The organism is Stenotrophomonas sp. MYb238 (genome assembly GCF_009496535.1).
Classification (GTDB): Bacteria; Pseudomonadota; Gammaproteobacteria; order Xanthomonadales; family Xanthomonadaceae; genus Stenotrophomonas.
Genome location: NZ_WIDL01000015.1, coordinates 24,559 through 39,098, shown reverse-complemented (window position 1 = coordinate 39,098; position 14,540 = coordinate 24,559). Strand labels below are relative to the sequence as shown.

General features: G+C 70.1%; 7 protein-coding genes. All 7 read right to left on the bottom strand.

Translation table 11 applies throughout. From position 1 onward, the window contains the following. Positions 1 to 106 precede the first annotated feature (106 nt). Positions 107 to 2,572, bottom strand: a complete 2,466-nt coding sequence (gene pbpC / locus CQ393_RS11290) for a penicillin-binding protein 1C (protein ID WP_153191650.1) — start codon at positions 2,570 to 2,572, stop codon at positions 107 to 109. Positions 2,573 to 2,629: 57 nt separating this feature from the next. Further along, positions 2,630 to 7,525, bottom strand: a complete 4,896-nt coding sequence (locus CQ393_RS11285) for an alpha-2-macroglobulin (protein WP_228114486.1) — start codon at positions 7,523 to 7,525, stop codon at positions 2,630 to 2,632. A 125-nt stretch (positions 7,526 to 7,650) separates the two neighbouring features. Beyond that, the gene (prpF, locus tag CQ393_RS11280; RefSeq protein ID WP_153191648.1) at positions 7,651 to 8,844 is read right to left on the bottom strand and encodes a 2-methylaconitate cis-trans isomerase PrpF; all 1,194 of its coding nucleotides are present in this window, start codon (positions 8,842 to 8,844) and stop codon (positions 7,651 to 7,653) included. 1 nt (position 8,845) lies between these two features. Continuing rightward, the gene (locus CQ393_RS11275; RefSeq protein ID WP_153191647.1) at positions 8,846 to 9,544 is read right to left on the bottom strand and encodes a hypothetical protein; all 699 of its coding nucleotides are present in this window, start codon (positions 9,542 to 9,544) and stop codon (positions 8,846 to 8,848) included. A 74-nt stretch (positions 9,545 to 9,618) separates the two neighbouring features. Further along, on the bottom strand, positions 9,619 to 10,326 hold the full coding sequence (locus CQ393_RS11270; protein ID WP_228114481.1) for a hypothetical protein: 708 nt from the start codon (positions 10,324 to 10,326) through the stop codon (positions 9,619 to 9,621). An 84-nt stretch (positions 10,327 to 10,410) separates the two neighbouring features. Beyond that, a complete protein-coding gene (acnD, locus tag CQ393_RS11265) occupies positions 10,411 to 13,029 on the bottom strand; it encodes a Fe/S-dependent 2-methylisocitrate dehydratase AcnD (RefSeq protein ID WP_153191646.1) in 2,619 nt (872 codons plus the stop codon). A 337-nt stretch (positions 13,030 to 13,366) separates the two neighbouring features. Then, on the bottom strand, positions 13,367 to 14,527 hold the full coding sequence (gene prpC, locus CQ393_RS11260) for a 2-methylcitrate synthase (RefSeq protein ID WP_153191645.1): 1,161 nt from the start codon (positions 14,525 to 14,527) through the stop codon (positions 13,367 to 13,369). Between the last annotated feature and the right edge of the window lie 13 nt (positions 14,528 to 14,540).

Below are 14,540 nucleotides of genomic sequence, written 5' to 3'. Positions count from 1 at the left end.
GGCTGGATGCTGTCCGTAGGAGCGGCTTCAGCCGCGAAGAGGCTTTCCCCGTAGATCCAATGGGAAAGCCCTTTCGCGGCTGAAGCCGCTCCTACGTTGTGCAGGTTCACGGCGCCACACGGAAGCGGATGCGCGTCCAGGCGCCGTCCGCGGCCAGCGCGGTGAGGCTGTGTTCCCCCGGTTCGTCGAAGTCGCGCACGAAGGTGCGCGCGCCTTCGGTCTGCGCGATCCAGCGCCCGTCCAGCAGCCACTGCACCGTCGCCTCGCTGCCGATCGCGCGCAGTTGCAGGCGCGGTCCGTGAGTGGCGCCGGGCGCGCGCGCCAGCGTGGCGCGGTCGGTGAGCCCGTCGATGTGCAGCATGCCGTCGTTGCCGCGGCCGTCGTCGGGACAGTCCGGCGCCAGCGGCGGCAGGCGCTGCGCCTGCCGCTGCGCCTGCGACAGCCACGGCGAGGCCAGCGCCGGCCAGCGCGCGACCTCGCGCGCCTGCCGCTGCGGGTGGCCCTCGCAGCCGGCCGACAGCCGCTGGCCGCTGCGCGCATCGACCTCGAAACGTACCTGGCCCGACTGCCACAACCGCGCGTCGCGTTCGGCGAAGGTCGGCGGCACGGTGGCGTCCAACGCCAGCGCCTCGAGCCGCCGCTGGCACATGGCCGGCGGCGTATCGGCCGCGGCGATGCCCAGCGGCCAGCACACCGCCACCTCGCCGACGCTGGCCGGCATCGCCGGCGCGGCGCTGTCGCCGGGTTGGCGCGGCAGGCTGTCGATCACCTCGAACATCAGCGGCAGCGCGGTGACCGCGCCATACTGGCCGGGCAGCGGCGTGCCGTCCGGTCGCCCCACCCACACGCCGACCGTGTAGCGGCGCGTGCTGCCGATCGCCCAGGCGTCGCGGTAGCCGTAGCTGGTGCCGGTCTTCCACGCCACCGGCGGGCGGCCCCCGGTGTCGAAGGTGCCCAGGCCGTAGCCGGGGCGCGGATTGGATTGCAGGATGTCGCGCACGATCCACGCCGCGCCCGGCGACACCAGCCGGCGCTCGATCCGCGGATCGTCCGGGGTGTAGCGCACGCGCCCGGCGATGCCCTCGCGGTTGAGCGCGGCGAAGGCGCCGACCAGGTCTTCCAGGCGCGCGCCGGTGCCGCCGAGAATCAGCGCCAGGTTGGGCTGCACCCCGTGCGGGAACCGCAGCTTGATGCCGGCGTTGCCCAGCCGCGCGGCGAAGCGCGACGGGCCGACGCGGTCGAGCAGGTCCACCGCCGGCACGTTGAGCGACAGCCGCAGCGCGGTGGCCGCCCCCACTGGGCCGTTGAACGCGGCATCGAAGTTGCCGGGGCGGTAGCCACCGAAGCTCTGCGGCGCATCCACCAGCAGGCTTTCGGAGTGGATCAGGCCGTCGTCCAGCGCCATGCCGTACAGGAACGGCTTGAGCGTGGACCCGGGCGAACGCCAGGCCTGCACCATGTCCACGTGGCCCAGCCGCGCCTTGTCGCCGAACGCCACCGAGCCGACGTAGGCGCGCGCCTCCAGCGTGGCGTTGTCCATCACCAGCAGCGCGGCGGAGGTGCGCTCGGGCAGCTGCGAGAAGTACGCGGCCACGCGTTCTTCCAGCGTGCGCTGCAGGCCGCTGTCGATCGTGGTCCGGATGTGCGCCGCGCGCGGCTGGCCGCTGCGTAGCCGCTGCGCCAGCAGCGCGGCGTGCAGCGGCTGCTGCAACGAGCGCGCCACCACCGGCTCCACGCGCGCGTCGGCCACGTCCTCGGCCGACCACGCACCCAGCTCGGCCATGCGCGCCAGCACCTTGTCGCGCGCCTGCCGCGCCGCTTCCGGGTGGCGGTCCGGGCGCAGCCGGCTCGGCGACTGCGGCAGCACCGCCAGCAGCGCCGCCTCCGCGTGCGACAGGCGCGCCGCCGGCTTGCCCAGGTAGGCCCAGCTGGCCGCTTCCACGCCTTCGATGGTGCCGCCGTAGGGCGCACGTTCCAGGTACAGATCGAGGATCTGCGCCTTGTCCAGGTGCGCTTCCAGCTGCAGCGCGCGCAGCAGCTGCTTGACTTTGCCCCACGGCGTGCGCGTGTGCGGGTCGAGGATGCGCGCCACCTGCATGGTCAAGGTGGAGCCGCCGGAGACGATGCGGCGCTCGGCCAGCATCTGCCCGCCGGCGCGCAGCAGCGCCCACGGATTGATGCCCGGATGGCGCCAGAACCAGCGGTCCTCGTAGGTCAGCAATGCCTGCAGGTACAGCGGCGACACGGTTTTCGCATCAGCCGGGTAACGCCATACGCCCTGCGTGTCGGCGAAGGCGCGCAGCGGCGTGCCGTCGCCGGCGACGACCAGGGTGCTGGTGTCGCGCGATTTCGGAAGCGGTGGCGGGAAGGCGAGGTCGAGCACCAGCAGCAGCGACAGCATGGCCACCGTGCCCCAGCGCAGCCAGGGCAGGAGGCGGCGGAACAGGCCTAGAACCCTCCTGGATTTCGACTTCGTTTCGGGATTGCTATTGCTTCCGCCCCTCACCCCGACCCCTCTCCCGGCGGGAGAGGGGCTTTGTGCTGCCGGTGTCCGTGATGTACCGCTCGCCATCCGCTGTCCATTCGTTGCAGCGCGGGCGCCTGTCTCGGCAGGCGCCCGCGGTGGCCGTCACGGCTGCACGACGGTGATCGTGGTCGGGCTGGAACGCCCGACGCCGCGCAGCTCGGGGCGGTACATGTCCTCGGCCAGCGGCGGCGGTACGGTGTAGGTGCCCGGGGTGACGGCGCGCACCAGGTAGAACACCCGCGCGGTGCTGCCGCGCGACAGGTTCAACGCGGCCACGTAGCGGTCGTCGCGGAACTCCTCGTGCCTGGCATCGGCCGCACCGGAACGGTCGTTGATCTGGATGCCGTCCACCACCACGTCGGCCCACTGCTTTGCATCGCCGAGGTTGAAGTTCTCGATCTCCAGGCCGGCCGGCAGCAGGTCGGTCAGCAGCGCGTCGGGCATGGCGGTGTTGGCGGTGACGCTCAGCCGCACGATCAAGGCCTCGCCTTCCTTCAGCGGCCGCGGCGTCCACGGCTTGCCGTCGGTGGTGAACCAGGCGCGCTCGATGCCGATCACGCTGTTGTCCGGCGCCGGCGCCTGCCGCGGGATGCCGGCCACTTCCAGGCTGGCGAACATCGGCGCCTGCCCCTGCGGCGAGAAACGTACGCCCTGCGCCAGCTGCGCGGCGTCGAACACACGCGCGAACAGCTTGCGTGCGTCGATGGCCTCGCGCGCCTCGCCCACCGCCAGTTCGCCGGACACCAGCTTCTTCTGGTCGGCCATCAGCGCCTTGCCCAGCCGCGCCAGCGCCACCTGCTCCTGCGTGCTCAGCCACAGCCAGCCGCTGTTGCGGCGCGCGTCCAGTTCGCGGCCCAGGCTGACCGCACGCGCGTCGTACTCGGGCTTGGCCAGGCCGCGCTCGTGCAGCAGCGCGATCATCAACGCATCGTCGCGTAGCGGGCTGCCGTAGTCGCCGAAGTACGCCGGGCGGTCCTTGCCGGCCATGCCGAAGCCGGCGGCGATGGCGGCCTGGCCGCGCTTGCCGTCACCCTGCAGCGACAGCGCCGCGCCCAGGTGCACCAGCGACAGCCCGGTGACGGCCTTGCCGCGCTCGTTGTCGTACAGCGCGCGCAGCGTGCCCAGCGGGGCGCGGTTGACGCGCGCCAGCACGTAGCCCGAATAGGCTTGGTTGGCGAACTTCAACGCGTCGCGGCGGTCCTGGCCGTAGAACTGGTTGCCGCCGCTGAGCAGGTCCTCGCTGATCCGGTTCAACGCCTTCTGCAGCACGTTGTCCGGCACCGCGAAGCCGGCGTCCTTGGCGTCGAGCAGGAATTCGGCGATGTACGGGGTCAGCGCCGGGTTGATGTAGTCGTCGTTGCCCCACATCGAGAAGTTGCCGTTGGCCACCTGCATCGAGGCCAGCCGCCCGAACGCGCCTTCCATGCGCTCGCGGCGCGCCTTCGCGTCCAGGCCGTCGGCGCCGAGCATGGCCGAGGTCGCCTGGTCCAGCAGCAGCGCGGCGTAGCCCTTGCTGGTGGTCTGCTCGGCGCAGCCGTAGGGATAGTTCAACGCCCCCTGCAGCGCCGAGGCGAACGGGATCGGCGGCAACGGGCTGACCAGCATGCGCGCGTTGACCGAACCGGCCATCAGCCCGCCGGCGAAGCCGCTGTCCAGGGTGATGGGCGCCAGCGGGTCGAGCGTGCGGGTCTGCGAGCGCAGCACCTGCGGCCACGCCGCGCGCACCGGCAGGTCGTAGCGGCGGTCGACCTTGAAGCCGTTGCCGTCCACCCGCACCCGCACCTTGGCCACGGTGTAGCCCTCCTGCGCGGCGAGCGGGAAGCTCAGGGTCTGCTTGGCGTCGGCGGCCAGCTGCACCCTGCGCGCCGTTTCGCCGATGGCCAGCGGGCCTTCCCCGTCCACGCGCACCGCGAACTCGCCGGGCTTGCCGGTGAAGTTCTGCACGTCCAGCGTCACCGTGCTGCGGTCGCCCGGTGCCATCACCCGCGGCATGCTGGCCTCGGCCAGGATCGGCGCGCGCACCAGGGTCTCCACGTCGCGGTTGCCGTAACGCTCGTCCGAGTACACCAGCGCCGATACCCGCAGCGTGCCGTTGAAGTCCGGCACCTGCAGGGCGATGCGCGCATTGCCCTTGGCATCGAGCGCGACCGGGCCGGAGAACAGGTCCACGGTCTGTACTCGCGCGGTCGGGCGCCGCGCCTGCGGCAGCGCCTGCAGCGCCATGTCGCCGCCGAACTTGAGCTTGCCGCTGTTGCCCTCGAAGCTCTCGATCACCCGCCCGTAGATGTCGTAGGCGTCCACGCCCAGCCGCCGCTGCGCGAAGAAATGCGCGTTGGCGTCGGGCACCGGGAAGCGGGTGATGTTGAGGATACCCACGTCCACCGCCGAGACGGTGACGTGCGCCGGCTTGCCGGCCAGTTCCGGCGCGCTGACGGTGACCGTCATCGGCTGTTCGGGACGCATCTGCTTCGGCGCCACCAGGCCGACCGCGACGCGGCGGTCGCGGCGGTCCATCGGCACGTGCGCCACGCCCACCGCGCGCGCCGGGGTGATCTTGCTCGGTGCGCTGCCGCCGCGGAACACCAGCGCGGTGACGTAGACGTCGTGCCGCTCCCAGTCCTGGGTGACCGGGATTTCAAACGTGCTGCCCGGCTTGGCGTCGATGTCCTGCACGTAGAGCATGTGGTCGCTTTCGACCATCAGCACGCCACGGCCGGCATGCGGCGGGGTCAGCGTCACCTTCAGCGTGTCGCCGGCCTTGTAACCGGTCTTGTCGAGCGCGAGCTTGACCTTGTCCGGGCGCGCGTCGAGGCCGCGGTTGTCGTCGTTCCAGCTCCAGCCGGCGCGGAACGGATAGCGCGTGGTCAGGCCGGTGGCCGGGTCAAACACGTCCACCCGGTACTCGCCCCACTCCACCGGGAAATCGAACTTCGCCGAGGTCGCGCCGGCATCGACGGTGCGGGTGTCCTTGTTCTCGAAACGGCGGGTGAAGTCGTAGTCCCAGCGGTTGTCGGTGAAGGTCCAGTGGTAGTCGCGCAGTTCGCGCACCAGGGTGACCTTCAGCCCCTTGGCCGGCTGCGGCTTGCCGTCGGCATCCACGCGCATCAGCTCGAAGCGCGCGTTGGCATTGGCGTCGGCGCCATCGGCATCGCTGAACAGCGGGCGCACCGCGACCAGCGCCGGGGCCGGCCACAGCACGCGCTTGAGCGTGCGGGTGACGGTGCGGCCGCCGGTCTCGTAGACGCTGCCGGACACTACCGCCGCCACCGTCGTGCCCTTGCCGACCTCTTCCGGCAGCGCGATGTCCTCGCGCAGCTTGCCGTCCCTGGGCAGGGTGGTGTCGATCACGTCGTTGGCTTCGCGCGGCAGGTCCACGGTCGGGTCGCCGAAGAACCAGCCCGGCATCGATTCGACCGGGTGCTGTTCCACCGCCACCGCCAGCTTGGCGGTGAAGCGGTTGCCGTCGGCCGGCGCGCCGTACAGGTAGGCCGCGTCGGCCTGGAGCTTGAGCGGCTCGCCCGGCTTGAGCGTCTTTTGCGCGCTGTCCAGGTCCAGCTTCATGCGCTCGGGCAGGAACTCCTCGATGCGCAGGGTCATGCCCTGCACCGCTTCCTTGCTGGCCGGGTCGGTACGGAATTCCACCTGCCAGCGGCCGGTCGGCGCTTCGACCGGAATCGCCTGCTCGAAGCTGAAATATCCCTGCGCGCCCGGCTGCAGGCGGGTCTCGCGGAACACCTTGCCGTCGGGCTGCTTCAGGCGCAGGAACACCGGCTGCCCGCCCTTGTCCGGGCCGGCGACCGGCTTGCCGTCGTTGTCGCGCAGCAACGCCGACACGCGCACGGTCTCGCCGGGGCGGTACAGGTCGCGGCCGGACCAGGCGAACACGTCGAACCAGGCGTTCTGGCGCCCGGCCACGGCGAACTCGCTCAGGTCCAGCGCCGGCTGGTTGAACGGCAGCATCGTGGTATCGCCGCCGCTGGAGGCCACCAGCACGTGCGCCGCGTCGAGCGTGTAGTTGAGCAGGGCGTTGCCGTTGGCGTCGGTCTGGCCCTTGAGCACCGTCTCGCCCTTGCCGTCGAGCACGCGCAGCTCGACCTTCTTCGCCGGCGCGCCGGAGGCCAGCGAAGCGGTGTGCACGAACAGCTGCTCCTTGTAGGCGCGGGTGTGCAGGCCGATGTCGCTGACGGTGAAGAAGGCGGTGTCGTACTCGCCCTCGAAGCTGCCGGCGCGCTTCATCACCGCGAAGTACAGGCCGGGTTGCTGCAGTTCCTTGATGTCCTGGATGGGCAGGTAGGTCAGCACCCGCTCGTTGGGCTTGCCGCCGAGCACGAAGCGGTTGACGTAGACCGGGTCGGCCAGCTGCGAGATCGGCGTGTGCTCGCCGTAGTCGCTGTCCAGCTCCCAGCTGCCGCGGCGGCCGCCGCGCTGGTACTGGCTGAAGAAGGTGGGCAGGTTCTTCTCGCCCACGCGCAGGAATTCGACGTCCACTTCCGGCACGTTGACCGACACCACCGGCAGGCCGCGGCTCTCGCGCGCCGGCAGCACGCTGCCCTGCGAGGCGAAGCCGGCGGCCGGCTTCAGTTCGCCGGTGAACACCTGCTGGCGCACCTCCTTGCCCAAGCGGCTGCCGTCGGCGGCCAGCAGGTCGGCCGAGACGATCAGGGTGTAGTCCTTGGCCGCCTCGACGTAGGGATAGCGCAGGGTCTTGCCGTCGTCGGACAGCGACCAACTGCTGTCCTCGGTGCCGACCTTTTCCTCGAAGCGCAGCAGCTTGTCGAAGTCCTGGGTGCCGACCAGCGGCTGGGAGAACTCCACCGCCAGCGACAGGCCGTCGCCGCCCTTCTGGTCGGGCCACACGCGCACCAGCGCGAAGCCCTTGACCTCGTCGCGCTTGGCCTGGATCGCCTCGCCGCTGGCGCCGGGCAGCTGCCCGGTCTCGTTGCGCTTGCAGCCGGCGAGCAGCGCCAGCGTCGCCAGCGCGACCGCGGCCCACCGCATGTGCTTCCACTTCCTGTTGCCCATGGCGTCCTCCTGCAGACGCGGCGAGTATAGCCGCCGCCCGCGTACGCCTTGTGTGCGCGCCGGCACGCCATCGCAGGGCGTGCCGGCAGCGTGGCGACAGGTCAGAACGCGTCGCCCGGCACCCGCACCGCGCCGTCCATCAGCACCCGCGCCGAACGCGACATCACCGCCTTGGTGACGGTCCACTGGCCGTCGACCAAGGCCACCGCCGCGCCCACCCGCAAGGTGCCGGAAGGATGGCCGAAACGCACCGCCTCGCGCGCCCCGCCGCCGGCGGCCAGGTTCACCAGGGTGCCGGGCACGGCCGCGGCGGTGGCGATGGCGACCGAGGCGGTGCCCATCATCGCGTGGTGCAGCTTGCCCATAGACATCGCGCGCACATTGAGGTCGATGTCGGCGGCGGCGATGCGCTTGCCGCTGGAGGCGACGTAGTCCTTCGCCGGCGCCACGAAGGCGACCTTGGGCGTGTGCTGGCGCGTGGCCGCTTCCTCCGGCGCCTTGATCAGGCCCATGCGCAGCGCGCCGGCCACGCGGATGGCTTCCAGCTTCACCAGCGCCGCCTTGTCCTCGTTGATCGCCGGCTGCAGCTCGGTGCCGTCGTAGCCGAGGGCGTCGGCATCGACGAACACGGTGGGAATGCCGGCGGTGATCATCGTCGCCTTGAGCGTACCGACGCCGGGCACCTCCAGGTCGTCGACCAGGTTGCCGGTAGGGAGCATGGAGCCGCCCTCGCCTTCGTCGTCGGAAGGATCGATGAACTCCAGCACGATCTCCGCCGCCGGGAAGGTCACCCCGTCCAGTTCGAAATCGCCGGTTTCCTGCACCTGCCCGTCGCGGACCGGGACGTGCACGGCGATGGTCCTGCCGATGTTGGCCTGCCACACCCGCACCGCCACCGTGCCGTCGCGCGGGATGCGCGCGGCCGGGACGAAGCCGTTGGCGATGGCGAACGGCCCCACCGCGGTGCTGAGGTTGCCGCAGTTGCCCGACCAGTCGACGAAGGCGCTGTCGATGGAGACCTGGCCGTACAGGTAATCGACATCGTGGTCCGGCACCGAGGCCGGGGCGATGATCACGCACTTGCTGGTGCTCGACGTCGCCCCGCCCATGCCGTCGGTGTGCTTGCCGTACGGGTCGGGCGAGCCGATCACGCGCATCAGCAGCGCGTCGCGCGCCGGGCCGGGGACGCGCGCGGTTTCGGGCAGATCGTCGAGGCGGAAGAACACGCCCTTGCTGGTGCCGCCACGCATGTAGGTGGCCGGGATGCGGATCTGCGGGGGAGTTTTCGTGCTCATGTCATTTCCAATGATCGGGGCCCAGGAACGGGATGGAAACCAGGAATACCGGGATCGCCGCCACGCCGACCACCCCGCCCGCCACCTGCAGCGGGTTGAACAGCGGCGCCGCGGTGCGGTTCACTTCCAGCCGCGCCTCGATAGGCGTCGGCAGCCGGCTTTTCTCGATCAGCGCGTAGCTGTCGGGCAGGCGCACCCAGGTGCCGTCGCCCTCGAACAACACGCTGTAATAGCTGCCACCTGCGGACGGGAGGCCGCAGGCCGGGTCGGCCGCCTTCAGGTAGCGGTCCGGCACGCGCGCCGGGTCGTCCAGCGCCGCCACCTCCAGCCGCTGCAGGCCGAAGCGGGCGGCCTGTTCCGGCGCCACGCGGTCGGCGTGCAGCAGCATGCCGTAAGTACCGTGCACGGTTTCGGCCGCGGCGCTGCCCTTGACGTCGATGCGGTAGTTCAGCCGCGCACACGCCACCGCGTCCTTCAGCGGGCTGTCCATCAGCGCGCGGTAGGCGCCGAACGGTGCGGCATCGAACACCGCGCTGCGCGTGGTGCCCAGCAGGTACAGCTTGCCGTCGGTGGATACGAAGGCGCCGTCGACGCGCTCGGTACCGACATGGAACTCCGGCACGCTCATGCAGCCGGTCAGCGACAGCAGCAGACTGGCGGCGGCGAAGCAGGCGATGTGCGATGTTTTTACTTGTTTCATCGTTTCTCCGGCACCGCCAATCGCGGCACCCTGTCGTTGTTTTTCCGATTCATGACGGCGGCTGTCGCGAAGCATCACGATGCCAACGCCATCCGCCGCCGGCGCTCGCCCGCCTGCGCGCCATGCTGCCACCGGAACAGCCACAGGATCGCCAGCTTGGTGCTGCCGCTGACCACCGCCAGCACCAGCAGGGGCCAGCCCAGGCGCAGGCCCATGGCGAAGGCGAAGACCACCGTGGACAGGTCCATCAGCAGGATCAGCTGGCTCATGCGCAGCGACACCGCGCCGGTGTGGCCGTTGCGCAGGATCAGCAGGATCTGGTGCGCATAGCCCTGCGCCAGCAGCACGGTGATGGCCACGATCATCACGCTGGCCACTGCCCTGCCCTCGTCGACGTGCTGCCCGCCGCGGAACAGCCCGGCCAGCGCGCAGGTGAATACCGCCAGCGCCAGCAGCAGGCTGGCGAGCGCGGCGCGGCTGCGCCGGTCGCGCCAGATCTCGGCCAGGATCAGCAGCACCAGCAACGACGCCAGCAGCCGCGGCCAGACGATGAAATGGTTGAACGGCGCGATGCTGTAGCCGTAGACGAAGAAGGACAGGTAGGCCAGGAAGCTGACGGTGAACTGGTTGAGCGACAGCACCGCGGTGGCCCCGTCGCAGGCGTGCACGCGCTGCCGGCGGCGCTGGAGCAGCCGCAACTGCGCCGCCACGCCGGCCAGGCTGAGCAGGATGAAGGCGGTGTTCACCGCTCCGGCGATGTTGAAGAACAGGCTTGCACTCATGGCGTCGCGCGGCGTGTCCCGTGGCTGGCGTCCAACGCGCCGCCCGCGCAGGTACGCGGGCGGCGCCGGATCATGGCCCGGACCTCAGGCCACCCTGCTGCCTTCCAGGAAGTCCTGCGCGAAGCGCTGCAGCACGCCGCCGGCCTCGTAGATGGCCACTTCCTCGTCCGAATCCAGGCGGCAGGTCACCGGCACCTCGACGGTGCCGCCGTCGCGGCGGTGGATGCGCAGGGTCAGGTCGGCGCGCGGGGTGCGCTGCCCGACCACGTCGAAGGTCTCGGTGCCGTCGATGCCCAGCGTGTTGCGGTCGGTGCCCGGCTTGAACTCCAGCGGCAGCACGCCCATGCCGATCAGGTTGGTACGGTGAATCCGCTCGAAGCCCTCGGCGACAATGGCTTCCACGCCGGCCAGGCGCACGCCCTTGGCGGCCCAGTCGCGCGAGCTGCCCTGGCCGTAGTCGGCGCCGGCGATGATGATCAGCGGCTGCTTGCGCTCCATGTAGGTCTCGATCGCCTCCCACATGCGCATGACCTTGCCTTCCGGCTCCACCCGCGCCAGCGAGCCCTGCTTCACGCTGCCGTCGTCGTTGCGCACCATCTCGTTGAACAGCTTCGGGTTGGCGAAGGTGGCGCGCTGCGCGGTGAGGTGGTCGCCGCGATGGGTGGCGTAGGAATTGAAGTCCTCTTCCGGCAGGCCCATCTTCGCCAGGTATTCGCCGGCGGCGCTGGAGCGCAGGATGGCGTTGGATGGCGACAGGTGGTCGGTGGTGATGTTGTCCGGCAGCACCGCCAGCGGGCGCATGCCGGTAAGCGTGCGTTCGCCGGCCAGCGCGCCCTCCCAGTACGGCGGGCGGCGGATGTAGGTGCTCTGCGGCCGCCAGTCATACAGCGGGCTGACCTTGCCGCCATGCTCGACGCGCACGTTGAACATCGGCCCATAGACCTTGCGGAACTGCTCGGGCTTGACGCTGGCGCGCACCACCGCGTCGATCTCGGCATCGCTGGGCCAGATGTCCTTCAGCCGCACATCAATGCCGTCGGCATCCACGCCCAGCACGTCCTTCTCGATGTCGAAGCGCACGGTGCCGGCGATGGCGTAGGCGATGACCAGCGGCGGCGAGGCCAGGAACGCCTGCTTGGCGTACGGGTGGATACGGCCGTCGAAGTTGCGGTTGCCCGACAGCACCGCGGTGGCGTACAGGTCGCGGTCGATGATCTCCTGCTGGATGGCCGGGTCCAGCGCGCCGCTCATGCCATTGCAGGTGGTGCAGGCGAAGGCGACGATGCCGAAGCCCAGCTTCTCCAGCTCCGGCAGCAGGCCGGCTTCCTCCAGGTACAGCTGCACCGCCTTGGAACCGGGCGCCAGCGACGACTTCACCCAGGGCTTGCGCATCAGCCCACGCGCGTTGGCGTTGCGCGCCAGCAGGCCGGCGGCGATCACGTTGCGCGGGTTGGAGGTGTTGGTGCAGCTGGTGATGGCGGCGATGATCACCGCGCCATCGGGCATCAGGCCCTGCGCCTGCTCGCCCTTGCCGCTCTCCAGCTTGGCCTCGTCGGCGATGCCGCGTTCGGCCAGGTCGGACACCGGCAGGCGGCGGTGCGGGTTGCTCGGGCCGGCCATGTTGCGCACGACCGTGGACAGGTCGAACTCCAGCACGCGCTCGTACTGCGCGGTCCGCAATGCATCGGCCCATAGCCCGGTGGTCTTCGCGTAGTTCTCCACCAGCGCCACCTGCGTTTCCTCGCGGCCGGTCAGGCGCAGGTAGTCCAGGGTCTGCTGGTCGATGTAGAACATCGCCGCAGTGGCGCCGTATTCGGGACACATGTTGGAGATGGTGGCGCGGTCGCCGATGGTCAGCGCCGCCGCGCCCTCGCCGAAGAATTCCAGCCAGGCACCAACCACGCGCTCCTTGCGCAGGAATTCGGTCAGGGCCAGCACCACGTCGGTGGCGGTGATGTTGGGCTGCGGCCTGCCGGTCAGCCTGACGCCGACGATGTCCGGCAGACGCATCCACGACGCGCGGCCGAGCATCACGTTCTCCGCTTCCAGCCCGCCGACGCCGATGGCGATCACGCCCAGCGCGTCCACGTGTGGGGTATGCGAATCGGTGCCGACGCAGGTATCCGGGAAGGCAACGCCGCCCTGCTGGTAGATCACCGGCGACATCTTCTCCAGGTTTATCTGGTGCATGATGCCGTTGCCCGGCGGGATCACGTCCACGTTCTCGAAGGCCAGTTTGGTCCAGTCGATGAAGTGGAAACGGTCCTCGTTGCGGCGGTCCTCGATGGCGCGGTTCTTCGCGAACGCCTGCGGATCGTAGCCGCCGCACTCCACCGCCAGCGAGTGGTCGACGATCAACTGCACCGGCACCACCGGGTTGACCTTGGCCGGGTCGCCGCCCTTGTCGGCGATGGCGTCGCGCAGGCCCGCCAGGTCCACCAGCGCGGTCTGGCCGAGGATGTCGTGGCAGACCACGCGCGCCGGGAACCACGGGAAATCCAGATCGCGGCGGCGCTCGACCAGCTGCTTGAGCGAATCGGTGAGCGTGGCCGGGTCGCAGCGGCGCACCAGGTTCTCGGCCAGCACGCGCGAGGTGTACGGCAGCGTGGCGTAGGCGCCGGGGGCGATGGCGTCGACCGCTTCGCGGGCGTCGAAGTAGTCCAGCGCGGTGCCGGGGAGAGGTTTGCGGTGCTGGCTGTTCATGGCTGGCTCGGAAAGCTGGAAATTGGAGATGAAGCGGCAACCCGCTTTTTGCCTCTTCTTCCGGGAGACAGCCCGGCAGGAATGCCGGACTGCACGGCGAAGCCGCCCGAAGGGTGAGGCACAGCGATGTGCCGGATGCAGGTACCCAAAGTGCGGATGAGGGTGCGCGCGAAGCCTCGTGCAATCGAACATCGCCGGGGCTTCGCACCCTACCCTCACCCCAGCCCCCGCTCCGCGCCCCGGCCCTTGCGCTGACGCAAGGGCGTTCGTGGGGCAGCGAACCGAGGGTTCGCAAACTGCCCCTCTCACCCCATCGGGAGAGGGGCTCAAAAGCGCATCAGGCGCGCTGGTCGAGCGGCACGAAGGCCTGGTCTTCCGGACCGGTGTAGTTGGCGCTCGGGCGGATGATCTTGCCGTCGATACGCTGCTCGATGATGTGCGCGCTCCAGCCGGCGGTGCGGGCGATCACGAACAACGGAGTGAACATCGCGGTCGGCACGCCCATCATGTGGTAGCTGACGGCGCTGAACCAGTCCAGGTTCGGGAACATCTTCTTGATGTCCCACATCACCGATTCCAGGCGCTCGGCGATGTCGTACATCTTCATGTTCTGCTGCTCGGCCGACAGCTCGCGCGAGACCTCCTTGATCACCTTGTTGCGCGGATCGGAGACGGTGTAGACCGGGTGGCCGAAGCCGATGACCACTTCCTTGCGCTCCACGCGCGCCTTGATGTCGGCCTCGGCCTCGTCCGGCGTCTCGTAGCGCTTCTGCACCTCGAAGGCGACCTCGTTGGCGCCGCCATGCTTGGGCCCGCGCAGCGCGCCGATGCCGCCGGCGATGGCGCTGTACATGTCGCTACCGGTGCCGGCGATGACGCGGCAGGCGAAGGTGGAGGCGTTGAACTCGTGTTCGGCGTACAGGATCAGCGAGGTGTGCATCGCCTTGATCCACGACTCGCGCGGCGGCTCGCCGTGCAGCAGGTGCAGGAAGTGGCCGCCGATGGAGTCGTCGTCGGTCTCCACGTCGATGACGCGGCCGTTGTGGCTCCAGTGGTACCAGTACAGCAGCATCGAGCCGAGGCAGGCCATCAGCTTGTCGGCGATGTCGCGCGCGCCCGGGTGGTTGTGGTCGTCCTTCTCCGGCGACACGCAGCCCAGCACCGAGACGCCGGTGCGCATCACGTCCATCGGGTGCGCCGACGGCGGCAGTTCCTCCAGCGCGGCCTTGACCGCGGCCGGGATGCCGCGCAGCGACTTCAGCTTGGCCTTGTAGGCGCGCAGCTCGGCAGCGTTAGGCAGCTTGCCGTGCACCAGCAGGTGGGCGATTTCCTCGAATTCGCTGGTGTTGGCCAGGTCCAGGATGTCGTAGCCTCGGTAGTGCAGGTCGTTGCCGCTGCGGCCGACGGTGCACAGCGCGGTGTTGCCGGCGGCGGTGCCGGACAGGGCGACGGATTTCTTGGGCTTGAAGCCGGGCGTGGCGGTGGTCTGTTCTGACATGGTCTTCTGCCTC